Source organism: Streptomyces hyaluromycini, assembly GCF_002217755.1.
Lineage (GTDB): Bacteria > Actinomycetota > Actinomycetes > Streptomycetales > Streptomycetaceae > Streptomyces > Streptomyces hyaluromycini.
Window position 1 is genome coordinate 491324 of sequence record NZ_BCFL01000020.1, and the last position, 23160, is coordinate 514483.

General features: G+C 70.8%; 26 protein-coding genes and 2 pseudogenes. 14 read left to right on the forward strand and 14 right to left on the reverse strand.

The window, feature by feature from the left end; genetic code table 11:
- Positions 1-114: 114 nt before the first annotated feature.
- Together SSP29_RS23965 and SSP29_RS56175 are read right to left on the reverse strand one after the other, a co-directional pair.
- Positions 115-576: an RpiB/LacA/LacB family sugar-phosphate isomerase gene (locus SSP29_RS23965; RefSeq protein WP_089102810.1), complete on the reverse strand. Its 462-nt coding sequence runs from the start codon at positions 574-576 to the stop codon at positions 115-117.
- A 98-nt stretch (positions 577-674) separates the two neighbouring features.
- A complete protein-coding gene (locus SSP29_RS56175; RefSeq protein WP_089102811.1) occupies positions 675-1130 on the reverse strand; it encodes a MarR family winged helix-turn-helix transcriptional regulator in 456 nt (151 codons plus the stop codon).
- A 247-nt stretch (positions 1131-1377) separates the two neighbouring features.
- Between SSP29_RS56175 and SSP29_RS23975 the strand changes: the two genes are divergently transcribed.
- Positions 1378-2346, forward strand: a complete 969-nt coding sequence (locus SSP29_RS23975; protein ID WP_089102812.1) for an alpha/beta hydrolase — start codon at positions 1378-1380, stop codon at positions 2344-2346.
- A gap of 8 nt (positions 2347-2354) precedes the next feature.
- Here the strand turns inward: SSP29_RS23975 and SSP29_RS23980 are convergent, their stop codons facing one another.
- The gene (locus SSP29_RS23980; protein ID WP_089102813.1) at positions 2355-2711 is read right to left on the reverse strand and encodes a 5-carboxymethyl-2-hydroxymuconate Delta-isomerase; all 357 of its coding nucleotides are present in this window, start codon (positions 2709-2711) and stop codon (positions 2355-2357) included.
- A 396-nt stretch (positions 2712-3107) separates the two neighbouring features.
- Between SSP29_RS23980 and SSP29_RS23985 the strand changes: the two genes are divergently transcribed.
- A complete protein-coding gene (locus SSP29_RS23985; RefSeq protein ID WP_089102814.1) occupies positions 3108-3917 on the forward strand; it encodes a class I SAM-dependent methyltransferase in 810 nt (269 codons plus the stop codon).
- A 15-nt stretch (positions 3918-3932) separates the two neighbouring features.
- On the opposite strand, the gene SSP29_RS23990 is transcribed toward SSP29_RS23985, so the two are convergent.
- The 5 genes and pseudogenes from SSP29_RS23990 to SSP29_RS24005 all read right to left on the reverse strand — a co-directional run bounded on the left by SSP29_RS23990 (position 3933) and on the right by SSP29_RS24005 (position 8071).
- Positions 3933-5309, reverse strand: coding sequence for a Fic family protein (locus SSP29_RS23990; protein WP_089102815.1), 1377 nt, complete (start codon positions 5307-5309; stop codon positions 3933-3935).
- An 85-nt stretch (positions 5310-5394) separates the two neighbouring features.
- Positions 5395-6096, reverse strand: coding sequence for a response regulator transcription factor (locus tag SSP29_RS56180; protein ID WP_089102816.1), 702 nt, complete (start codon positions 6094-6096; stop codon positions 5395-5397).
- On the reverse strand, positions 6093-6539 hold the full coding sequence (locus SSP29_RS59910) for a sensor histidine kinase (protein ID WP_245883197.1): 447 nt from the start codon (positions 6537-6539) through the stop codon (positions 6093-6095). The genes SSP29_RS56180 and SSP29_RS59910 overlap by 4 nt, the downstream gene beginning before the upstream one ends.
- Before the next feature lie 61 nt (positions 6540-6600).
- A pseudogene (locus tag SSP29_RS59915) lies at positions 6601-6732 on the reverse strand (histidine kinase dimerization/phosphoacceptor domain-containing protein); the annotation flags it as partial.
- A 400-nt stretch (positions 6733-7132) separates the two neighbouring features.
- Positions 7133-8071, reverse strand: coding sequence for an SGNH/GDSL hydrolase family protein (locus SSP29_RS24005; RefSeq protein ID WP_089102817.1), 939 nt, complete (start codon positions 8069-8071; stop codon positions 7133-7135).
- Positions 8072-8656: 585 nt separating this feature from the next.
- Here SSP29_RS24005 and SSP29_RS24010 point away from each other — a divergent pair.
- Positions 8657-9451 (forward strand): SCO2400 family protein, encoded by a 795-nt coding sequence (locus tag SSP29_RS24010; protein ID WP_089102818.1) that lies wholly within the window; start codon positions 8657-8659, stop codon positions 9449-9451.
- Between the two features lie 54 nt (positions 9452-9505).
- Here SSP29_RS24010 and SSP29_RS24015 read toward each other — a convergent pair whose 3' ends face one another.
- Positions 9506-10213: an SDR family oxidoreductase gene (locus SSP29_RS24015; RefSeq protein WP_089102819.1), complete on the reverse strand. Its 708-nt coding sequence runs from the start codon at positions 10211-10213 to the stop codon at positions 9506-9508.
- Positions 10214-10683: 470 nt separating this feature from the next.
- On the opposite strand from SSP29_RS24015, the gene SSP29_RS59920 reads away from it, so the two are divergent.
- The 8 genes and pseudogenes from SSP29_RS59920 (at position 10684) to SSP29_RS61260 (ending at position 16440) form a co-directional block, all read left to right on the forward strand.
- Entirely contained in the window at positions 10684-11517 is an 834-nt protein-coding gene (locus SSP29_RS59920; RefSeq protein ID WP_150134794.1) for a hypothetical protein, read from the forward strand.
- 64 nt (positions 11518-11581) lie between these two features.
- On the forward strand, positions 11582-12226 hold the full coding sequence (locus SSP29_RS59925; protein ID WP_150134795.1) for a helix-turn-helix domain-containing protein: 645 nt from the start codon (positions 11582-11584) through the stop codon (positions 12224-12226).
- Complete coding sequence (locus tag SSP29_RS24025) at positions 12223-12792, forward strand: helix-turn-helix domain containing protein (protein WP_150134796.1); 570 nt, start codon at positions 12223-12225, stop codon at positions 12790-12792. The genes SSP29_RS59925 and SSP29_RS24025 overlap by 4 nt, the downstream gene beginning before the upstream one ends.
- 179 nt (positions 12793-12971) lie before the next feature.
- Positions 12972-13688: a ParA family protein gene (locus SSP29_RS24030; RefSeq protein WP_089102821.1), complete on the forward strand. Its 717-nt coding sequence runs from the start codon at positions 12972-12974 to the stop codon at positions 13686-13688.
- Positions 13689-14119: 431 nt separating this feature from the next.
- Complete coding sequence (locus SSP29_RS24035; RefSeq protein ID WP_145968946.1) at positions 14120-14437, forward strand: hypothetical protein; 318 nt, start codon at positions 14120-14122, stop codon at positions 14435-14437.
- 136 nt (positions 14438-14573) lie between these two features.
- A complete protein-coding gene (locus SSP29_RS24040) occupies positions 14574-14888 on the forward strand; it encodes a hypothetical protein (protein WP_089102823.1) in 315 nt (104 codons plus the stop codon).
- Between the two features lie 192 nt (positions 14889-15080).
- Positions 15081-15548, forward strand: a complete 468-nt coding sequence (locus SSP29_RS59930) for a hypothetical protein (RefSeq protein WP_150134797.1) — start codon at positions 15081-15083, stop codon at positions 15546-15548.
- A gap of 54 nt (positions 15549-15602) precedes the next feature.
- A pseudogene (locus SSP29_RS61260) lies at positions 15603-16440 on the forward strand (transposase family protein).
- Positions 16441-16448: 8 nt separating this feature from the next.
- On the opposite strand, the gene SSP29_RS24055 reads toward SSP29_RS61260, so the two are convergent.
- From SSP29_RS24055 to SSP29_RS52600, 4 genes are all read right to left on the reverse strand, one after another.
- Positions 16449-16724 (reverse strand): hypothetical protein, encoded by a 276-nt coding sequence (locus SSP29_RS24055; protein ID WP_089102824.1) that lies wholly within the window; start codon positions 16722-16724, stop codon positions 16449-16451.
- 204 nt (positions 16725-16928) lie between these two features.
- Positions 16929-17549, reverse strand: a complete 621-nt coding sequence (locus SSP29_RS24060) for a TetR/AcrR family transcriptional regulator (protein ID WP_167449990.1) — start codon at positions 17547-17549, stop codon at positions 16929-16931.
- Between the two features lie 278 nt (positions 17550-17827).
- Positions 17828-18889, reverse strand: a complete 1062-nt coding sequence (locus SSP29_RS24065) for an NAD(P)/FAD-dependent oxidoreductase (RefSeq protein WP_089102826.1) — start codon at positions 18887-18889, stop codon at positions 17828-17830.
- 10 nt (positions 18890-18899) lie between these two features.
- Positions 18900-19250 (reverse strand): hypothetical protein, encoded by a 351-nt coding sequence (locus tag SSP29_RS52600; protein WP_145968947.1) that lies wholly within the window; start codon positions 19248-19250, stop codon positions 18900-18902.
- Between the two features lie 136 nt (positions 19251-19386).
- Here SSP29_RS52600 and SSP29_RS24070 point away from each other — a divergent pair, with 136 nt between their 5' ends.
- From SSP29_RS24070 to SSP29_RS24080, 3 genes are all read left to right on the forward strand, one after another.
- Positions 19387-20025 carry a class I SAM-dependent methyltransferase gene (locus SSP29_RS24070; RefSeq protein WP_089102827.1) on the forward strand — a complete coding sequence of 213 codons (639 nt, stop codon included), beginning with the start codon at positions 19387-19389 and terminating at the stop codon, positions 20023-20025.
- Positions 20026-20084: 59 nt separating this feature from the next.
- Entirely contained in the window at positions 20085-20693 is a 609-nt protein-coding gene (locus SSP29_RS24075; RefSeq protein ID WP_089102828.1) for a helix-turn-helix domain-containing protein, read from the forward strand.
- Between the two features lie 209 nt (positions 20694-20902).
- A complete protein-coding gene (locus tag SSP29_RS24080; RefSeq protein WP_089102829.1) occupies positions 20903-21337 on the forward strand; it encodes a hypothetical protein in 435 nt (144 codons plus the stop codon).
- A gap of 1093 nt (positions 21338-22430) precedes the next feature.
- Here the strand turns inward: SSP29_RS24080 and SSP29_RS24090 are convergent.
- Positions 22431-23075 (reverse strand): DUF1963 domain-containing protein, encoded by a 645-nt coding sequence (locus tag SSP29_RS24090; RefSeq protein WP_167449991.1) that lies wholly within the window; start codon positions 23073-23075, stop codon positions 22431-22433.
- Positions 23076-23160: the final 85 nt, after the last annotated feature.

A 23160-nucleotide genomic window follows, 5' to 3' on the forward strand; every position in this document is an offset into this window, starting at 1 on the left:
TGCTCTCGGCGTGCCGGGCGCAGGCCCTCGTACTGGACGTACCTGGGTCTGCACCCGGTGCGGCGAGAGTGCGTGCATGGCGTCGCGAAGCAGACGGGAATTGTCAGACAGGCCCTAGTCCCTGGCCAGCCCCCGGCCCGCGTCGAGCCACCCGACGCGGGCCACGTTCCCGAGGTCGTCGGCGTCCTGGCTCGGCGTGGCCGTGAACCAGGCGTCGAGGATCTCCTTGAGCACCGGCTGCGAGGTCAGGCGCAGTCCGAGGGCGAGGACGTTGGCGTCGTTCCAGCGGCGGGCGCCGTCGGCGGTGTACGCGTCGGTGCACAGGGCGGCGCGGACGCCGGGCACCTTGTTGGCGGCGATCGAAGCGCCGGTGCCGGTCCAGCAGCACACCACCGCCTGGTCCGCGGCGCCGGCGGCGACGTCACGGGCGGCCGCCTCCGAGCAGACGGCCCACTGCGGGTCGGCGCCGGGTTCCAGCGCGCCGTACGTGCGCACCTCGTGGCCGCGGCGGCGCAGCTCCTCGACGAGGAGGCGGGCGACGGGTTCGTCCATGTCGGAGGAGACGGAGATCCGCATGCCCGGAGCCTAGTCGGTGGACGGCGGCGGCGCGGTGTCCGTGCGGGCCTCGATGGCGGTGCGGACCGAGGACATGTCGAGCCGGGCGTGAGGGGCGGTCAGCCTTCGGAGACGTTCGTGGTGAGCAGGCGCAGCAGCTGCTTCGCCGTGGCGTCCTGCTCGGGCGTCAGGCCCATGGCGTCCCCGATGGCGACGGGGACCGACCGGGCGCGGTCCCGGAGCCGGGCGCCGTCCTCGGTCAGCCGGACGGCGACGGACCGTTCGTCGTCGGGGCGCCGTTCCCGGGTGACCAGCCCGCTCGCCTCCAGGCGTTTCAGCAGTGGGGAGAGCGTGCTCGACTCCAGTTGCAGCGCGGCGCCGAGCTCGCGCACGGACACCGAGTCCTGGTCCCAGAGGAGGAGCATCACCAGGTACTGCGGATAGGTCAGTCCCAGTTCGTCCAGGAGCGGCCGGTAGCGCGCGGTCACCGCGCGGGAGGCGGCGTACAGCGCGAAGCAGAGCTGGTCGTCGAGGAGGAGCGAGCCCTCGGCCGGCTCGGCGGCGGTGCGGTCCACGGGGCGACTCCTGGTTCCGGTGGTTCCGGTGGTTCCTGCGGCGTTCACGGGCGTCCACCACCTTAGCTTTCCGGTCCCCTCGACCCCATGGGGCCCAAATGCTTCGCATCCGATTGTATCGGACACAAATAGATCGACCCAAGATAAGTAGCGCACGACTTCATCGTACGCTACTGTTCTTCTCGTGCCGCCACCCCGGCGAAGACCGCCGGCCCCTGTGCGCTGCACCCGAACCGAGGAGGCCGTCATGACCGACGCCACGCCCGCCCGCCCCGTGCTGGAGCCCGCCGCCCAGGCCTTCGTCGAGGCCACCGCGAACCCGCCCTACCTGTTCGACCTCGCCCCCGCCGAGGGCCGCAAGGCCGTCGACGAGGTGCAGTCCGGCGAGATCGCCCTGCCCGCGGTCGACGAGGAGTGGATCACCGTCGAGGGCGGCCCCACCGGAAGCGTCCGGGCCCGCATCGTCAAGCCGGCCGGCGCCACCGGCCCGCTCCCCGTGATCATCTACATCCACGGCGCCGGCTGGGTCTTCGGCAACGCCCACACCCACGACCGCCTGGTCCGCGAACTCGCCGCCGGCGCCGACGCCGCCGTCGTCTTCCCCGAGTACGACCTCTCACCCGAGGCCCGCTACCCGGTCGCCATCGAGCAGAACTGGGCCGTCGCCCAGTGGATCGCGGCCCAGGGCGCGACCAAGGGCCTGGACGCCGGCCGGATCGCGGTCGCCGGCGACTCGGTCGGCGGCAACATGAGCGCCGCCCTCACCCTGATGGCCAAGGAACGCGGCGGCCTCCCGCTGCTCCAGCAGGTGCTCTTCTACCCGGTCACCGACGCGAGCTTCGACACCGCCTCCTACCACCAGTTCGCCACCGGCTACTTCCTGCGCCGCGACGGCATGCAGTGGTTCTGGGACCAGTACACGACCGACGAGACCGAACGCGCCCAGATCACCGCCTCCCCGCTGCGCGCCACCACCGAACAGCTCACCGGCCTGCCCCCGGCCCTCGTCATCACCGGCGAGGCCGACGTCCTGCGCGACGAGGGCGAGGCCTACGCCAACAAACTCCGCACCGCCGGCGTCCCCGTCACCGCCGTCCGCTACCAGGGCATCATCCACGACTTCGTCATGCTCAACGCCCTGCGCGACACCCACGCCGCCGAAGCCGCGATCAACCAGGCCGTCGCCGTCCTGCGCAGTGCGCTGCACACCGCCTGACGGCCGGCTCAGAAAGTCCGGAGACGGTACGACCCGGCCAGGTCACGCACCTCCACGGAGCAGACCACGGCCTGGGTCGTACCCACCCCCAGGTGCTTCTCCAGCAGGGCCAGCGCGTCCTCGGACAGCCGGGCCTTGACCGCGTCGGACCGTCCGGGAAGCAGCCCCACCTCCACATGCACGAAGGCCGCCGCGTCGCCGTACCGGTCGACCGCACGGGCCTCGGCCGCCTGCCGGAACAGCGTCTTGCAGGTACCCGCCGAACCGCTCCCCTCCAGCACCGTCGGCTGCAGCTCCGCCGCGAAGACCCGCGGGTCGAAGGAGTCGGCGATCCGCGGGGAGTAGTCGACGGTGATGTGTGGCATGGCGACCCTGATCCTCTTGGCCGGTTGGATTGCCCGAACGTGTTCCGCCGTGACGGTCACCCCCGGCACGACTGGTGTGCGGCGAAGATAGTTGTATCAGCCGCCCATCTGCCGGAGATCCGGCGGCCGGGCCTTGACCGCCGGGCCCCCTGACCGGTCGGGGACCGGGCGGGTTTCGCGGATCACGCGCCCCGGCCCTTGGGCCGATCAGCCGTTCGTGCGGCGCGCCTCGGCCGTGCGGGCGGGCGCCGCCGGAGGATCGGGGGAACGGCGGCCCCGGTGTCGCCGCCCCTCCCCCACACACACGTGCGAAGGCCCGGCCATGAAACTCTTCGACGACCCGCTGTTCCGGCTGCCCTTGCCCGACGCCGGCCCGCGTGTCACGCCGGCGGCGGCGTGACCACCGCGCCGGGCGGCGGCCGCTACGGCGAGTCCGTCTTCCGGCCCGAACAGGCCGGTGAGGGCGAGCGCATCGACTTCGGCGCCCTTGCCTACGACGACATCACCATGGCGCGGCTGCGGGCCCTCGGGGCCGGTCCGGGCTGGCGCTGCCTCGACGTGGGGGCCGGTACGGGCACGGTCTCCGGTCGGCTGCTGGACGAGGCCGGGGTGACGAGCGTGCTCGCCGTGGACCGCGACGTGCGCTTCCTGACCGAACGGCCCGGGTTGGACGTGCGGGAGGCCGACATCACCGCCCCGGACGCCGTCCGCGGCCGGTTCCGGCTCGTCCACGCGCGGTTCGTGCTGATGCACCTGCCCGCGCACGAGCGCCTGGTCGCCACGCTGGCCGGACTCGTCGCACCCGGCGGTGTGCTGGTGCTCAGCGACGCGGTCGACCTGACGAGCGACCGGGCTCCCGGTACGCCGTACACGACGGTGATGCGGGCGATGTGGCAGGGGCTGCGGGCCACCATCGGCACCGATGTCTCCTGGGTGCCGTCGTACCCGCAGTTGCTGCGCCGTGCGGGGCTCGGGTCGGTCGCCGCCGAGATCCATGTGCCGCCGCTGCTGCCGGGCAGTCCCCTCAGCCGCTTCTGGGCGGACACCTGGGAGCGGAGCCGGGCGGCGATGCGCGCCACCGGCCTGGTCGACGACGCGGCCGTCGACGAGGCGGTCCGGTACCTGGCCTCCGAGGAGTGCGCCGCGCTGTCGGCCGGCATGCTCACCGTCTGGGGCCGGAAGGCCGGGGAGGAGACCTCCCGCTGATCGGAGGGGAACCGCTCAGGAGGCCGGGGAGGCCGCGCGGCGCCGGGTCTCCGCGAGATGGACGCCGATGTAGTTGGTGAGCGTCAGTGCGTCCCGGGGGTCGTCGGCCTGGAAGGTGACGCGACGGAGCAGGCTGACTCCGTCGAGCGTGACGCCCTCGCGGGCGAGGACGAAGACGAGGGCGAGGAAGGCGGAACGGGCGTTGCCGTCGTCGAAGGGGTGGAAGAAGCACACGTCGAGGTAGGCACGGGCGGCGCGGGCGGTCAGCGGCAGCGGCGTGCCGCGGTCCTCGGCGCTCTCGGCCAGGCAGGCGTCGAGGCGGGCCCGGGTGTCCGGAGCGATGCCGTAGCGCTCCCGGCCGCGCTTGGCGAAGGCCGGCCGGGTGCGGAACGCGGGCGGCCGCGCGGTGCCCAGGACGTGCTGCTGCCAGCCCTGAAGCAGTTCGAAGCCGAGCGGCGCGCCGTGCGCCGCGTCGGCCCGGAGCCGTTCGAGCGCGGCGAGCAGCCCCTCGGCGCGGGCCGGGTCCAGGGCGCGGTCGAAGGCGCGGATGTCCTCGGCCGCGCCGTCCCGCACCGCCGTCACCGGTCCCTCCCCGCCGTGGTCGACGGCCTCCTGCCAGGCCACGGTCCCGCGCACGGCGAGCCAGCGCTCCAGGTGGTCGACGGCCGGGCCGGCCGTCGGCCCGGCGGACGACCGCGGTCCGCCGGATGCCGGCAGCGCGAGCGCGAGGCGCTCCGCGACGTCGTCGACCAGCACGGTGGCGGGGGTGGTCCAGCTGCGGAACCGCCCGCCGACCGCCTCGTCGACGAGGTCCCGGGCGATGTCCGGTGCGATTCCCCAGCGGTCGAGGAACCAGGTGAGCACCTGCCGGCAATGCCCGTACCAGCCGCTGCCGCAGCCGGTGCGGTCGACGACCTGCAGGATCAGGTTCCGGGCGGCGTGCTCCCACAGGATCCGCTGGTCCTCGATGGCGGCCGGATCCAGCGGGTACGCCTCGAACCGCCCGGCGAGGCTCTCCAGCCACGCCCGCCACTCGCACAGCGCGGCGACGACCCGGTCGAGCGTCTCCTCCGGGGTGGTGACGGAGTCCCGCGGACAGCACCAGCTCCCGACGGGCCCGCCGTCGAGGTCCCCTTCGTCGTGCGCCCAGCGCCAGCCCACGGCCCAGCGGCCGTAACGGTCCATCAGGGCATACGACACGGCACTCGCCCAGAGGTCGCCCTCGCCATGGCTCCAGGCACTCATCGCCGGATCGATGCGCGACACATCGGGCGGGCTCGGCACGCATCGGGCCGGACCGAGCGATCGCACCACCCGCGCCGCCGCCACGCTGTCGAACGGATGACGCGCGGGGTCCACCTCGTCCCAGGTCAGGTCGAACGGCCACACCATGCATCTCACCGCGCAAGCCTCCACGGCCGTCCCACGACCGGGCAACTGCATTACCAGTGGCGGCCGCTGACCGGCAGGCCGTCCATCAGCCGGGAACGGGCGGCGAGTTCGCCTGCCGGGATTCCGGGCGTACGAGGCCGGTCTGGTAGGCGATGACGACGAGTTGGGCGCGGTCCCGGGCACCGAGTTTGGTCAGGGCGCGCTGGATGTGGCTGCGGACGGTCAGGACGCTCAGGACCAGTTCCCCGGCGATCTCGTCGTTGGACTTGCCGCGGGCGGCGAGTGCGGTGACCTCCCGTTCGCGCGGGGTGAGTTCGTCGAGGCGCTCCGGAGGTGCCAGGAGGGTGCCGGAGGCGGGGCCGGCGAGGAAGCGGGTGATGAGGGCGCGGGTGGCGCCCGGGGACAGCAGGGCCTCGCCGGCGGCGACGGTGCGGATGCCGTCGAGGAGGGTGTCTGTGGTGACGTACTTGCCGAGGAAGCCGCTGGCGCCGACGCGCAGTGCCCGGGCGACGTACTCGTCGGTCTCGTACATGGTGAGGACGAGGACGCGGGTGCCGGACAGGCCGGGGTCGGCGCAGATGGCGGCGGTGGCGGCCAGGCCGTCCGTGCCGGGCATGCGGATGTCCATCAGGACGATGTCGGGGCGATGGGTGCGGGCGAGGTCCACCGCCTCCCGTCCGTCGGCGGCCTCGGCGACCACCTCCAGGTCCGGGCAGGAGTCGATCAGCAGCCGGAACGTGCCGCGCAGCAGGGCCTGGTCGTCGGCGAGCAGGACACGGATGCTCACGCGGCGGCCTCTGGTTCTTCCGGTGCGAGGGAGTGGAGCGGGAGGGCGGTGGCGACCTCGAAGCCGCCGCCGGGGAGGGGACCGGCCCGCAGGTCGCCGCCGACGGAATGGGCGCGCTCGCGCATGCCCATCAGGCCGAAACCGCCGTCGGCGGCCTCCGCGACCGCGGCGGCGGTGCCGTCGTTGGTGACCGAGATGAGCAGCCGGGTCCGGGCATAGGTGAGCCGGACGTCGGCGCCCTGGCCGGCGCCGTGCTTGGTCACGTTGGTGAGGGCTTCCTGGATGATCCGGTACGCCGTCAGGTCCACGCCCGGTGACAGGGGCCGCGGCTCGCCCTCGGTGGTGAGGGTGACGTCGAGACCGGCGCTCGCGCAGGTCGAGACCAGTTCGGGCAGCCGGTCCAGGCCGGGGGGCGGGCTCCAGGGACTCGGCGTCCGGGTCACCGGACTGGCGCAGCACCCCGACGGTGGCCCGGAGTTCGATCAGGGCGGAGGACGTGGTGGCCGTCAGTCCGTCGAGCAGCTTCAGCGCCTGCTCGGGCTGGGTGGGTACGAGGTGGCGGGCGGTGCCGGCCTGGGCGTTGGCGACGGCCATGTGGTGGGCGACGACGTCATGCAGTTCCCGGGCGATCCGCATGCGTTCCTCGGCGACCCGCAGCCGGGCCTCCTCCTCCCGGGTGCGCTCGGCGTACGCGGCCCGGGCCTGTACCGACTCCAGGTAGGCCGTGCGCAGCCGGGCGCCGCTGCCGCCGACCAGGGCCAGCAGCAGCCACAGGACGGGGCCAGGACGGCCAACCACAACAAGGCGACGCAACCGCGCCGCCGGAAGGCCAGTCGGCCCAGTCGATACAGAAAAGTAGCCACGTCAGGGAACTCCACATCCGGTCTCGCTCGGTCACCCAGGCTGTCCCGGCGAGGGCCCCCGCGTCGTCGTGCGGCTACTGGCACCGGCGGCTACTGAATCCGCAGGACGGACTACTGAAACCGCAGTACCCGTCCGGGTCGCCGTCTCCTGCCCCGGTACGACGCCCGGACCGTCAGCTCGTCACCCCGAGCGCGTGGAGCACGGCCTCGGCCATGCCGCGCTCGCCGCGCGCGTTGGGGTGCACGGGGGCGGCCGGGGCCGCCGGGACCAGTGGTTCGATCCAGCGCACCCCGGGGTCCGCGCAGGCGCCACGGCCGGTGGAGGGCGTGTAGGTGTCGACGTATCCGGCCCCGGCGGCCCGCGCCCGCTCGCGCAGCACGGCGTTGAGACGGCGCTCCTTCGCGCGCAGGTAGCTCACGTCGCCGGGGGCCAGTCCGAGCGCGGCGCAGTCGGTTCCGGCGGCGGGCAGGATCGCCGGGTAGCCGACCACATAGACCCGGGCCGCCGGTGCCCGGCGCCTGACGTCGTCGAGAACGCCGGACAGCCGGGCGCCCGCCGTCCTGATCCGGCCGTCGACCTCGTCGGTGCCGTCCGCCGCGTACCGGTCGCGGCACGGCGCCCCGTCGGCCGTGCCGCCCACGATCCGCTGCTCCAACCGGTAGGCCACGCCGGTCTTGACGCAGGTCGTGATCAGCGCGCCGAAGCCGATGTCGTTCCCGCCGATGCCGAGGGTGACCAGCCGCGTGGCCCTGGTCACGGCCGACAGTTGCGCGGGGTTGACGCCGTCGTCCGTCGACTGCGGAGCGGACAGATCGCTCATGACGGCCCCGCTGCAGCTGACGTCCCGGAACTCGGCGGCCCGCAGCCCGAGTCGGGCGGCGACCAGGGCGGGATAGTTGTGGTCGGAGCGCTCGCAGCCGGCGGGCTGCCCGTGCCGGCCGGGGATGCGGGGGCCGGCCGTGTAGGAGTCGCCGAGCGCGGCGTACGGCCCCTTCGGCGGTGCAAGGGGCGGCCCGGCACCGCCACCGCCGCCTCTGCCGACGGTCACGGCGGTGGCGAGCGCGAGGCACGAGGCGACCGCCGCGAGCCCGAACCCGGTACGAGTCCTCATCCGATGGTCCTGTCTCCTGCTGGGGATCCGACCGGCGCAGGGCTGGGCCGCGGTGGGCGGCGCGGCGCCGGTCTCCGACACCGCTTCAGGCTCTCCGGGCGCCGCCCGTCCCGTCGTCGTGCCGCTGTGGGCAATCGGCGGTCTCACCGCGCAGTACGCGCGGCCGTACCGGCGTACTGCGGTTTCAGCAGCGACTACCGCGGTCGCGGTAGCCCGGGCCCTCCGCCGTCTCGCCGGCACCCCGGGACAACCCTGGCGGAACCTCCGATACCGCTCGCTCCCGCGTCTACCGGGTTGCCGGGGCACCCCCACACCTTCCGGGCCAGGTCCGCCGGCCCGGTCAGAGCCTCCGAGGAGTTGGGCCCGGGCGTGGGCGCAGGCGTGGAAGACCCGCTCGTCCTCGGCCTTGCCTTGTTCGAACCGGGTTGTGCACCGGCCCGGACGGCATCTGCGCAGAAGCGACACACAGGCTGCACACTGCCTGGCCAAAGGATCGCTACCGTTCTGGCCGTTCGATCCCACGTGCGAACGAGATCAGGCCATGGCGGTGGACGCCGTCGGCGCAGTCGAGTCAGGAAGACGCGGATGGACTACTGCTCCTCGTGCCGTCGGCACCTCAACGGCGCCTTGGCGTGCCCCGGCTGCGGCGCCTACGCCCCGGACAACGCCCCGCGCGCCGCCGCGGCCCCGGCGACGACCGGCGCGGCGGTCTGGCGAGCCCCGGCCGACACCACGTGGTTCGAAACGGACACGGACACGTGCGCCGAAGAGGCGGCCGAGGAGCCGTACGACGGCCCGGACGCCGCCCTGTCCGCGCCGCTGGGCCGGGCGGCCCGGCGCCGTCAGCGGGCCCGCTGGAAGAAGAACCAGCGGCGGGCCGTGGTGGCCACCGCGGTCGCCCTGGTCGGCGGCGGGCTGACCGTCGCCTCGCTGGACCGGCAGGGCACCGACCGGGCCCAGGCGGCCACGGCCCCGGACAACAGGCCCATGGGTCTCGCCGACGAGCAGACCACGGACGCCACCCAGGCGGTGGCGGTGCCGACCGGCCGGCACCGGGCCCCGGACACCACGCCGGCCACCGGCCCGGCGACGGCGAACGCCCAGCGGGCGCAGACCGCCGGCGCGCGCCACGCCGCACCGACGCCCCGTCAGGACGCCGCTGCGGCACCGCAGCCCGCGGCGACCTCGGCCGCCCAGCCGCAGTCGGCCGCCACGGTGTCCGGAGACACGGTCGCCGCGACGGCGGCGCCGACGACGGCCACGCCCACCGCGAGCGCCACTGCCGGCACAGGCACATCGACATCGTCGGCGAGCCCCGCACCGACCGCTTCCGCGACCTCGCCCTCGCAGCTCTGCCTGCTGGTCATCTGCCTCGGCTGACCCCCGGACCGCCGCGTGCGCGGGACGCGGCAGCCCGGCTGGTCGAGCCGTGACTCACCAGGGCAGGCGGCCGTTCACGTCGAAGTAGCCGCCGGTCGGTCCGTCCGGGCCGATCTGCGCCATCCGTACGATGATCTCGGCACCCTGCTCGACGGTCTGTGTGCCCGTGTTGCCGTTCAGGTCCGTCTTGGTGAAGCCGGGCTCGACGGAGTTGATCCGCATGGCCGGGAACGCCTTCGCGAACTGCACGGTGAGCATGTTGACCGCCGTCTTGGAGGCCGGGTACGCGATGCCCGGGTAGAAGTGCGCGAAGTGGTCCGGGTCGGAGAGAGCCGTCAACGAGGCCAGGCCGCTGCTGACGTTGACCACGACCGGTGCGGCCGAGCTCTCCAGCAGGGGCAGGAAGGCGTGCAGGACACGGACGACGCCGAAGACGTTGGTCTCGAAGGTGGTGCGCATCTGGTCCGCGGTGACGGTCTCGGCCGTGGGGACGGCGTTGTCCGCGGTCCTGCTCTCGATCCCGGCGTTGTTGATCAGGACGTCGAGCCCGCCGTCGGCCTCGATCTTCTTGGCCGCGGCCTCGACCGAGGCGTCGTCGGTGACATCGAGGAGGACGAACCGGGCGCCCAGTTCCCCGGCGGCCCGGCGGCCGCGCTCGGCGTCCCGGGCTCCGATGTACACGGTGTGACCTGCGGCGATGAGCTGGCGGGCGGTTTCGTGACCGATGCCCTTGTTGGCTCCGGTGATCAGTGTTGTCGTCATGCCTCCACACTGCGCCCCGGTCGCGGGAGCAGCCAGAAGACCCTTCTTCCTGGGACTGCGGGTACCACCGTCGCACCTCCCTGACCTGGGCTTACTGAGGCCGAATCGGCTGTGACCTGCTAGGTCGGGTTGCAGAGGCGATCGAAGGCAGTCAGAGGAAAACACTCTGATTCGACCCCGGTTCGACCCGGGTCGCTCAGAGGCAGTCAGAGGCATCAGCCTCCCAAACTGCCCTTTGAGCGACCGGCGTTGACCGGTACGGATCCAGGGTGGCGACTCTGACTGGCCTCTCGGTCGTCTCCGGTCGAGCCGCGATGGGGACGCCTGCCTCCGACCGGTGCCAGAGCGCACGAAAGCCCCCAGGACGGCAATCCTGGAGGCTTCGCTGGCACCGATTGGAGGTCGGTTCCGGATGCCACCTCCGATTTAGAGGTCCGTGGTGGCATCCATGTCCTTGGGACGACCCCAGAATGCCACACCCCACAGCCCACCCGCACTACTCCCCGTCGGCTTCACGTCCGGATTTTTCCCCACCAGAGGCAGTCACAGGCAGCAACACCACGCTGCAGGGACTCGCCTCCCTCCCCAGGCCCGCCGCCGATCTGGTCCTGCTCGGCGACCTCACCGGCCTCTACGCGGCCGGAAGTTACAGCAGGCTCGGCCCCGACGGCCGCACGGTGACCTTGCGCGGCGACCGCCAGGGCATATCGGAGCACGGTCACCGGATCACCGCGGCAATCGCCTGCCACGTGGCCCGCGCCGGCGGAAGCGTCGAGCAGCTGACCCGGCTGCTGCTGCACCCCGACCACGAGGGCGGCCGCCACGCCCGGCACATCGCCCTGCGCTCCGGGCAGGCGCGTGCCCTGGACTACATCCACAGGGTATGGGCCAGCGCTGTGCAGACCGTGAGCACCAGCATGGTGCTCGGTTCCCGGGATCACGCCTACGAGGCGCTGGCCGCCCTGCGGGACCGCATCGAGACCACACCGTGGCGCGGCGAGCGGGCAAGGACCGCGCTGCGGGTCCTGCGAGCACATCTGAACTTCGCCGAGACCGCCGGCGGCCCACTGCACCACGCCAGCGAGCGGCAAGCTGCAGAGGAGGCCGGGATCTCCCGGACGACCCTGCGGGTCGTCTACGAGACCGTCCTCAGGCCCCAGGGCTGGCTGCGGCGCCTGCGGGTGGGACACGGCCGTGAAGGCTCCACCTGGTACCTGGCCCTGGGCAGTCCCCACCGGCACGCGGGCACCGCTGCGCTGTCCCGTTCCCGTACCACTCAGTACCCCCCCCGGGCTGGCACTTGAGGAGTGGCCCACCCCTGAGACCGGCGCGGACGCCGACATCGACTCCGCCGTCCTGGCCCGTCTGATGAGCCACGACGCCTTCGCCCACCACGCTCTCGGCAGCGCCGCACTGATGATCATCAGTGCTCTGCATGCCCGTCCTAGCCAGACCGTCACCGATCTGATCGCCAGTTCCTCGGTCTCCCGCGCCACCACTTACCGCACCCTGCAACGCCTGGCCCGCTATGGACTCGTCCAGCACCACGGCGAGACCTGGACCCTCACCCCTCATGCGTTGCCCGGCATCGGCCACTCGCCTACCGCCTCCCAGACCGCTGCAGGCCTGCGGGCCGCCCCGAGCTGGGACGAGATCGCCCAGCAGAGCGGGACAGCCGGCACGGCAGCCCGGCGCAAGGCCCTGCACGCGGACCAACGCGCGGCCTACCGCCAGGCGCTGGAACGCCTGGCTGAGCACCGCAGCCGTGCCGTGGTGATCGTGCACGACGGCCGCCAGGTCCTGGTGCCCGCAGTACGGGCGGACGAGATACCCCCGGCCTGGCACGCCCCGGACGGACGCGTCCTCGACCCCGCCACCGGCCGGTCCGCCGAGGGGTGGCGGGTGGCCACGGACGGCCGGTTGATCCTCATCGGCCCAGCCGACCAGCGCACCTACGACGAGCTGGCCGCAGCCCACGCCCAAGCCCTCAGTGAATGGGAGTCCGCAGCATGAACCCACCATCCCCGACAACGCCCGAGGGTGAGCCGCCCAGCCCCCAGAAGCTGCGGGAGCTGTACGACGCCGGTGCCACCGTGCAGGAGCTCGTGGCCACCAGCGGCCTGCCGTATGGGACGGTCCTGAACCGGCTACGTGCGGCCGGAACGGTGATGCGGACGTCGTGGCAGACCCGCCGGATGCGTGAGGGCGTGGATGCCCGCGCCCGTCTGGCGGCCCGGCTGCGCACCCTCTACGACAAACATGGCGCCACCCTCAACGACCTCGCGGCGGCCGCGGGCAAGTCCAAACCGGCTGCGCGGCGGCTGTTGATCGAGGCCGGCGGACGGGTGCGCACTACCCGGCAAACGATCCAGATCCGTTCCGCGGCGTCGCGGGCGAAACAGCACAAGCTCGCTCATTGGTTGCGGGTGCGATACGAGGACGGGGCGACAGTGCCCGCGCTGGCCAAGGACTGCAGCTTCTCTACCGCCACCGTTTACCGACTCCTGCGTCAGGCCGGTACACCCATGCGACCTCAGCACCGTCATGGCCCCGCCCGCCAGCCCAAGGAGCCCTCATGACTACTCGACTGCGGCAGCCCGGCGCGTCCCACAGGGTTCCGCGCAGTGTGCGCGCTGGCCCGCCCGGCCGCATGCCCTCGGCCCGCGCGCCGCCGTACCCCAGCGCACCCCCCGATTTACCGGCGGCGTCCGCCATCGGTGATCAGCACACGCCTTGCGATTGAGGAGAACAAGCACACGTGAACGAGAACACCCGTCAGAAGAACCTGGCCGAGGCCACGGCAAGCGTCTGGGACGCGTTCGTCATCGTTGTCGGCATGCTCAAGGGCGGCACCGGCAAGACCACTTCCGCCTGGTTCATCGCCCTGTACTACGCCGTCGTCCTGGGCCTGCCCACCCTGCTCCTGGACGCCGACGCGAGCAGCCAGTCCGCCTACGACTGGTTCAAGGTCGCCCAGGCAGAAGGGTTCGAGATCCCCGCCAACCTGGTCATCGAGCGCTACCCGTTCGATGACTTGGCCGAGTACATCCGCACCAAGCGCGCCGAGTTCGGCGCGATCGTCGTCGACGCCGGCGGCGGCAGCGCCCGCCTCTTCCACGAGGCGGTCACCGAGGCGAACCTGCTGCTCGTCCCGGTCGCCCCGACCAAGATCGAGCGCCGCAAGCTCGTAGCCACCTTCGAGGAGGCCGAGCGCGCCGCCGCCCGCAACGAGCGCGGCGTCACCGCCCACGTGGTTCTGGTCAAGGCCGACGACCGCACCAGCCTGCCCCGTACTGCCAAGGACAAGCTCCTCGACCCGCCCGGGGGCGAGGGCATCGGTCCGGACCGTAACGAGCCGTTCCCGCTCGCCGACACCGTCATCCACTCCTGGGTCCACTACATGGAGGCCTTCGGCGAGATTCCGACCGAGTTGAGCGAGTACGCCGAGCTGGTGAAGGAGCTGACCGCAGCATGAGCGAGCAGCGCGTGAAACCCCCCGCCCGCCGCACCGGACGCGCCCTCGGTGGCGGAGCCAAGAGTCCCGCAGCGTCCGCACCGCCCCCGACCGCTGAGCTCACCCCCGAGCAGTACGCCGCCGAGAAGGAGGCAGCCCAGACGCCCCAGGCGACCGCCGCTCCCGAACCCAGCCCGGCCCAGCCCGCTCCGGCGGAGCCTCAGCCATCGTGGGCAGCTGCAGACGCCGCTCCTGCGGGCGCCAGGAACAACGCCGAATCGGTTACGGCTACCAGTACGCCGCCCCAAACTGGCAGCACGGCTGCGGAGAAAGGACTGGCACACGCTCCGCAGAGCGATCCCGCCTCCGTCCAGGAGCCGTCCTCCACTGAAGGAGCTGCCGGGACGGTTGCGGCTGCCGAGATAGCCGTCCGTGGGACGGCACCTGTCGTGATGGGCAGCGCAGCGTTCCCCGTGCAGGCCAAGAATCCAACGGCAGGGCACACCGGCGAAGCACAATCGGAGGAAGCGCCCAGTACAGGCGTTTCGTGGACGCAGGGTCCGGGGCGCCCGGCAGACATTCCCGACGCCTCCGTCGTCCTCAACCAGCGCATCATCGCCCGGGAGAATCTCGACTCGTCCGTGCCGGCTGCCCTTCGGCTCAAGAGGCGGATCAAGCGCTTCATGCTGGACAGCGAACTCGATCACCTGCCGCTCGGCGACATCATCGCCGTTGCGATGGACGAGTGGCTGTCCCACCGAGGCTTCTGAACAGCGAGCCGCCGCCTCGTACGGCCACGGCGGACGCGGGCCCATGGACCCGCGTCCGCCATCCCGACTATCGCAATAGCCCAATAGCCGACTAGCCGGATCACTATTCGACTAGTCGCAGCGACCGGAGCACCTCATGCCCGACCACGCCCACCACGTCCGCCTTCTACGCGACCTCGCTGACGTTCTCGAAGCCCAGTCCGACCCCACCGGTGACCCCTTCGCCCCGCACCCCGATACGCGAGCAATCATCGACTCACGCCACACCAGACGAGGTCAGCTCAACCACGCCGTTCCCAGCGCACTTCAACTGCAGCGCCGCATCCGCCGCTACAACGCGGACAGCGGCATACCTCACGGGGACATCGTCGCTCTCGCCCTCGACACCTTTCTTCGGGCCAAGGGCTATCCGCCCGAACCGGCTGCCAATCCACCAAGGTCGGAAGTCTGATCCCAATGAGTGGTGTGCATCGTGAATTCGCAGGTCACGGGTGTGGTGTGTGTGACGACTCGGGTACTCACGCTGGTCGGTGGCCGATGACCATGGTGTAGATCATCAGGCGGTTCCGGTTCCGGCGGGTGCCCGGTTCGGCTGCGCCCGCGACCGACCCCCACCTACGATCCGTCAGCAGGTCGGCACGCTATGAGATCGTGGGGGCTGCGGAATGCAGGAGCGCAGCGGATCACCGCGCGCCGGAGCGAGCTGGACGCCCTCGCCGAGCAGTTGACCAAGCAGCTTCAGGAAGTCCAGGTCGAGCGGGACGAACTGGCGGTCGCGGAGCGGGTGCTGAACCGTCTGGCCGAGCAGGTCCAGGCCGATGTCGAGGCTGTCGCTCCGGTGGCGGCGCAGGTGGCCGGGCGGGCGGTCCTGCTCATTCCGTACCGCAGTGAGGCGACCGACGAGGCCTCTCTGCCCGGCGACTACCGCAGGATTCTGGCGATTGTGCGGGAGGCCGACGGCCGGGTGCAGGTCAGGGCGGTGGGCGAGGAGCTGGGACTTGAGGTGGCGGTGCGCGGGAAGCTGGAGCCGCTGCGGGCGAAGATGACCAAGCTCGCTGACCGTGGCTGGCTGCACAAACGGCCCGACGGACGTTTCACCACACGCCGGTAGTCACGCCAAGACGGGGCGTAACCGGCGGGCCCCCGACGGCAGTTGACGTGTTTTGTGAAGAACAGCACCAGCCCCGTCGAGGGCCCTGACGGCCTTGTCTACACCGCCCGCCTGCCGCTGTCGAGCGCCACCTTGAACTACCTCGCCACCTTGATACGCGGCCACTTGAAGAAAATCGGCTCGCGGTGGCGGGCCCTGCCTGCGGGGAAGATCGCCGGCATTGTGCTGGCGGTGCTGCGCTGTGACCAGCGGCCCGGCGATCTGGCCGGCGGGAACGGAGTGCACCGCACCACCGTCACCCGGTGGGTGCGCGAAGCCGTCGGCCTGCTCGCCGCCCGCGCCCCGCGCCTGGACCGCGCGCTCAAGAAGATCGCCCGAACGGGTGGCGGGGTGGTCCTGCTCGACGGCACCCTGATAAGGACCCGACGGCGCACCGGCACGGCGAACCGGAAGAACTACTCCGGCAAGCACAAGTGTCATGGCCTGCTGGATCGCGCTCACCGACGACCGCGGCCGCCTGTTTTGGGCCTCGGCGGCCCGCCCCGGACGATCCTCGGAGATCACCGCCTGCCGTCACGACCAGCTCACCGCGAAACTGCGGGCGGCCGGGCTCGGCGCCATCGCCGACCTGGGCTTCATCGGCCTGGACGACAGCGAACCGGACGCCGCCCCGGCCGTGATCACCGGCTACAAGGCCGCCCGCAACCGCCCCCTGACCCGAGGGCAGAAACTGTCCAACAAGGCGTTGGCCGCCGTCCGGGCGCCGGTCGAGCACGGCTTCGCCCACCTGAAGAACTGGCGGGTCCTCGGCAAGGTCCGCACCGACCCGAAGTGGGCGACCGCCCTGGTCAGGGCCCTGCTGGTCCTGACGAACCGCGAAGTCTCCCGCTGACCGACGATCTACACCGAAGTCATCCGCCCGCGACCAGCCCGAGCATCGCGAACCCCGCGCACACCAGACCCGTGACCTGCGAATTCACGATGCACACCACTCATTGGGCTCGACACGACGATGCCCACGGCCGTCCACATGAGCCACTCGTGGTCGTCGAGCCATGTCTCCACGGCCTCAGGGTAGAGGCCGGTGCAGATGTGACGGAGGACGAAGGCGGCGCAGACCAGGACGAAGACGGCGGCGTTGGCGGCCAGCAGGATGCGCAGCGGCCGGGTGTCCATGGGCGGCCTCCGGGAGCGGACAGTGGGTTCCGCGACCGGACAACAGGATCTGCCGGGGAGCGGTCGGCTGGGTGTGTTCCGAAGTGTCCCCGGGTTCCGCGGGTGTCACCAGTGACACCACGTCATGACCGTACCCCCATGAATGTCACGGGCCGTTGGTAACACCACGCCACCGCTGCCGTGACGTCCGGCGGGGCTGAGCCCTCACTGCGGTTGCGCTCCGGGGCTCGCTTCCCGCCGCTGGGCGGGGTGCGAAGAGGGAGAGCTGGGCAGGGCTGCCGGTTCAGGCTGGGCCTGAATGTGAAGGCCGTCGAGGTAGAGCTGCACGATACGCTGGCTGCACTGGTCGGTGGCCGGCCAGCTGACGCCCGGCAGCGGGCGACCCAGCTGGGTGAGGGCCGTCATGAGTTCCTCCACGGACACGTCAGTGCGCACCCGCCCCGCCTGCTGTGCACGGGTCAGCAGCAGCTGCGCGGCGTGCAGCAGGCGGTCCTTCTGGCGCACCAGTTCCGGTCGGTTACCGGCGAGTTCGCCGGACAGGCAGCACAGGGAGGCAAGCCGGTGGCGGGCTGCGGCCCGCACGAAACGGCTGAGTACGGTAAACGGGTCGTCTTGCTGGGTGGCGGCTTCCTCTGCCGCGTCAGCGCCGACCGTGGCGACTCTCTCGATTACTGCCGTCAGGAGGGCGTCTCGCCCGGAGAAGTGGCGGTAGAGGGTGGCGTTGCCGACTCCTGCGCGGCGTGCGATCTCGTCCATGACTACTTCCGGCCCCCGCTCGGCGAACATGTCCTGGGCGGCGTCCAGGATCCTGGTCCGGTTGCGCACCGCATCGCTCCGCAGCCCTCTGCAGCGCCAGCCCTCGGTGTCCGCGTCCGAACCGCAGGCCACCCGCATTCTCGCCCTCTCCCCGTACTCCGCGCTTTTCACAGTGCAGTATTCAGGCACGGGCTCGAGTACCTCTTTCCGCGGCGGAGACTGTGGGGTCACCTCCGAATGTGAGACCGGGCCGTTGAATTGACATACCCGCAGGCCCTGCCGCACGGTGGTGCTCATGGGCAGGGCTCCGGCGGTGGCGAGGTGTTGCGGGAGCGCCTCGCCGCTCGCTATGCGAGGCCTTCCAGACCGTGGGCGCGGGTCCCCAGAACGCGTCGTGACACTTCTGCTTCCATCGGGCCGCCGAACGGCATTGCCGGCGCTGCTTCGCGGGCTTCGGCGGCACGTCGGGCGTCTTCGAGGATGAGGTCCATGTTGATGGCGCCACCTGCTGTGTTTCCGGCGCCGGCGGACTGGGGCACGGCAGCGAGGACGTCGCTGACGTTCCCGGCGGCCCACACGCCCTGGACGCCGGTGAATCCGGAGGGGTCGACGGCGACCTGGACGCCGGGGACGGCGGGGTGGGGGTTCAGAGTGAGGCCGAGGTCTTCGAGGAAGCCGCCGCGGGCGGTGAAGGTGGGGGCGACGACGAGGGTGTCGAGGGGGATGACGGTGCCGGAGGCCAGGCTGGCGCCGGTCAGCTTGTCCTGTGCGGTGTCGGTCTCCAGAGCGGTGACGCCGCCGTGGATCACTTCGATGCCGAGGGCGGCGAGCTGTTCCCACTGCTCGTCGGTGAGCTCCGCCTGTGCGTGGTGGGCGAAGAGGGTGACCCGGTCGGTCATCTGACGGAACAGCAGGGCCTGATGGAAGTTGCCCAGGACGCCGACCTTGGTGTTGCGGGCTTCCCAGCCGTGGCAGTACACGCAGTGGATCACGTCATGCCCCCACCGCTCAGCCAGGCCGGGGATGTCGGGCAGTTCGTCGATCAGGCCGGTGGTCACCAGGACACGCCGGGCGCGGGCGCGCCGTCCGTCCTGGGTGGTGATGGTGAAGGCGCCGCCGCCGCGCTCGACTCGCTCGACCCGGCCGTCGACGACCTCTCCGCCGTAGGAGGCGACTTCCTCCCGGCCCACGCGAAGGAGTTCCATGGGGGAGATGCCTTCGCGGCCCAGGATGTTGTGGGCGCCGACGCGCGCGGCGGGGGCATTGCGGGGTTCGCCCGCGTCGATGACGAGGACGGAGCGCCGTACGCGGGTCAGCAGCAGCGCGGCGGACAGGCCGGCGGCGCCCCCGCCGATGACGACGACGTCCCAGGTGCGGTCTTCGGTGCTCTTCAGCTCATTGGTGTCCATATCGGCACCGTCACCCCGCAACACCTTTGACAGCAAGCTGGCTTGCTGTTTCTGCAAAGAACCGGATCATCGGCTCGCGTTTTGCGTATTCAGCAAGTTCGTTTGAAGAAGGAGCCGGGCCGATGAATTCGCCTGCTGCACTCTCCCGGGAAACGGAGAGCAAGACCCCTGGCTGGATGGCTCTGGCGGCCATTACGGCTGGCTCGCTGATGGCGATGTTGATAACCGTCGCGCCCAGGATATTCAAAACGACGCAGTCACCTTCCGTGGCCTGCTCGTGCTCGGCGGCCACTTCGCCCCCGTCGAACAGCCCCGCTTCCTCGTCGAGGATCTGCGCAGCTTCTTCGGACAGCTCAGCCACGCGCCCGCCTGACGACAACCTGCACCCCGTCCCCGCTTCCGCCGTTTGCTGGACCAGCAACGCAGCTTGCCTGCTGAGCGGCGGGTGAGGACTTTGGCCACAGGGGGCCGCCTTCCGTGCCTGTAAGGAGATCTTGATGACCACACCCGACAGCATCGAGCCGGCCCGGTTCTGGGAGGACCGCTACCGCAAATGCGGACGCATCTGGAGCGGTCAGCCGAACGAGTTGCTGGTCCGCGAAGCGGCCAATCTGGCACCGGGAAGTGCACTGGAGCTGGGCTGCGGCGAGGGCGCGGACGCCTTGTGGCTGGCGTCCTGGGGCTGGCAGGTGACCGCTGTCGACATCTCCACCACAGCCTTGCGACGGGCCGCCGCCCAGGCGATGGAGCTGGGCCTGTCCGGGCAGGTCACCTTTCAGCACCACGACCTCGGGCAGACGTTTCCCGGCGGCAGCTTCGACCTCGTCGCCGCACAGTACCTGCAGTCACCGGTCGCCTTGGACCAGACGGCCATCCTGCGGCTGGCGGCACGGGCCGTCGCACCAGGCGGCACATTGATCATCGTCATGCACGCCGGATGGCCGACCTGGAGCACAGCCGCGCAGCAGCCCGCCCATGTCGTCTTCCCCACCCTGGAGGGCCTGCTGACCACCCTTGCCCTGCCTCCCACCTGGAAGGTGAACACCCTCACCAGCATCCAGCGGCCCGCCCCCTCACCCGACGGACGCCCCGGCACCCGCACCGACCATGTGTGGCGCCTGACCCGCACCGCCTGAACCGCCCCGCCCCCCTGCACCCGCAGCCCCTGCCGCCCGACCCAACGAAGAAGAGAGCCATGCCCACCACGCCGACCAACGACCAGTTCATACACGACACAGAAGCCGTGCTCGGCTCGGTCGGACCCCGTCTGCGCGACGCCCGCCAAACGCGCCGCATGACGCTCTCGGAGGTCGCCGAACGTACCGGCATATCCATCAGCACCCTCTCCCGCCTGGAGAGCGGTCAGCGCCGCCCCAACCTGGACCTCCTGCTGCCACTGGCCCACGTGTACCAGGTCGCCCTGGACGACCTGATCGGCGCCCCGCCCACCGGTGACCCCCGCGTCCACGTCAAGCCGATCCGTAACAACGGCACCACCTTCGTCCCCCTCACCCGCGGCGGAGCGCCCGTGGAGGCGTTCAAGATGGTCCTCCCGCCCCAGCGCATCGCCCCCAAGCCCTCGCTGCGCAGGCACGGCGGCTACGAATGGCTGTACGTCCTGACCGGTGCCATCGACCTCACCCTCGGCATCGGCACCGCTACCACCCGCGTGCGTGCCGGCGAAGCCGCCGAATTCGACACCCGCACACCACACGCCCTGACCAGCGCCGACCAGGACAAAGCAGCCGAAGTCCTGGCCCTCTTCTCCCCCAGCGGCACACACCTCCACGTCCGCCAATGCTGATCAGGGACACGTCCTGTGTAGGGGGCAGAGGCAGCGCCCCGGCTGCGCCAGTGGTGGCCGCCCGTCGACCTCCGCCCGTCGACCTCCCGCCTCGGGCTATCGCTGCAGTCCGTTTTGCGGATACGGCAACGTCATTTGTTCGTTGACTGGGTTGGCGCTGACCATGGACGGGCGATTGACGCACTTTGCACCCGGAAAGGAAAAACCACATGGCGATCCAGCGTCACACCGAAACCCCTGACTGCATCAGCATGGGCGGCACGGCCAACCTCTTCACCCTGACCGAAAAGTCTGGCATCGGCGCCATGACAGGCACGATCGACGGTGCAGCCTACGGAGAGACCACCAGCGACCTGAACAGCGTCGGCAATGGCAGGTTCGAGTACACGATGTGCCACGTCTTTCTCGACAAGACCGGCTCCAGGCTGCGCACGCAAGACCAGGCCGTCCTGCAGACGTCCACGAAGGACGGAGTCAGCATCTTGGAGGTGGAGTACACCGTGGTGGAGGCCACGGGGAGGTTCGCGGGTTACGGCGGTACCTTTCGGAGTCGCGGCTGGCTCAGCACGCCGGAAGCCGAAGACGGGATAGACCAGCAAGCTGCCGGCGTCGTCCGCTTCGAGGGCAAGATTTGCCGCAATTAGCCTCGCGCTTTCACGAGGCGGGGCGTCCGAGGCTTGATCAAATATACGGAGAGTGCTCCTGAACTGCAACGATGGGAGTTGTCTAGGGTTCTGTCGGCTGCAGGGGAAGAAGCACTCTCCCCCCGTCGGGTCCTGTTGCCCTGGGTCTGAGGCGTCTTGCTGCTCGCTGCGCAGCTCACGCAGACGGGCGAGCAGGTCTTGCAGGGTGGGAAGTGGCAGCATTTGAACGTAAGCAGAAAGATCGCGGTCGCCGATGTAGGTCGGTACCTCGAATGCGGCCAATTCCCGCACGATGCGGATCATCGCAACGTTGTCCTGCCCCAGCAGTTCCACTTCATGGCTGAGCTCAAGGCTGACTTGTCGTGCCTGAGTCGAGGCAAGGTACGCCTCAACCTGGTCGTGCAACGTGGCAGGGTGCTCGGGTGCCCCCTCGCCGTGGTTCGTCTGGGATTCGTGGGTCGCCGGTTGGAGGGGCCGCGACGAACCGTCTGGTGTTAGGAAGCTGCACGGTCGCGTGTCTCTGCGCGACTGGCGGCGAGTGAGAACCCGGGTCAGACCGCCTCGTGGTTCGTCGGGCAGAGGCTGGAAGACACGGGCTCGGCGAGAGATTACGGCGATGACCTGCCCGAGCAGGATGTCGGCGCGCACGATTCAGAGCCCTCCCTGCTCTTCGCGTGATGGTGCGGTTGGGGGCGATTCCGCTGCGGGGCCTGCCTGCAGGAGTTCCGTCTGTGGGTCTGGTTCGACCATTGGCATTCCGGTCAGGCTGATTGCCGGTCCTGGACCGGTCAACGGCTGGCCGGGAGAACCGGTCGCTGTTCGCGGGCTTGTTTCCAGGAGTGCGCGCGCGGTGAGCGGTACGAGGATGAGCAGTTTCTCCAAAATGGTGGGGCGGCTGCCCCTAGCCCCAGGGCCCACCAAGGCGACATCGGAGTGGCCCCGGTGCGGGCAGCGGCGCAGGCAAGGCCAGCACCGATGGCGATGCGGAGGACAACGGCGATGGGTGCGGTTCCTTTCAAGTGACGGCCGCGATCAAGTTGTGGGGTCATAGTTCCGCTGGTGAGTGAGGTTTTCTCCATGGATAGCCCGGTGATCAGCACTGCCACAGGAATGAGCCCTCGCCGCATGGCGAGCATGCGAAGGCGTATCCGCAGCCGCCTCCGCCGAAGTTCATCGTCGTCTGGTGGTCTCGTCCCTCTTCGAGCTGGGCCACGAAGTTCATCGGCTGCCCGCACGCCGGGCACGTCGGAGTCTCGTCATGCTGCAGCCACGACGGAACGCCGCCCAGCTGGCCGAGGACGTCCCGCACGGGACTTCCATGAGCCTGAGCCCAGAGGATGCGCGCCTCGGAGTAGGCGGCCGCGTCGATCACCGTGCAATCAATGCCGCAGGTCTCCGGCAGTAGGGTCTCGCCTTCCGCCGGCACCGGGGCCACAGTGAGTCCGACGCCGGGGAACAGCAGCGCCCGGTTGCCACCTGCGCCTGGGTCCCACTCGTCGCACAGCCCTGGATCGTTCTGGCACATGAAGACGGACAGCACCCCGGCCGACGCCTCTGGCACGGATCCTTGGGCGCTAAGGTCGCTCACCAGCAGTCGGGCAAGAAACTGCATCGGCCCGGAGCACGCGGCGCACTGCGGCCATTCGAACCCGGCCGGTACCAACGGCACGCCGCCGATACGGGGCATCGGCGCGTGATCATCTACCGGACCGGCGTACGTCATCAAGGTAATCGTCATGGCCGGGAAGCCTAGATCAGCCATGCGACAGCCTCCGCGGACCCGGCTGTGGGGAAGACGACCCCCTGCTGGTAGGACAGGGCCT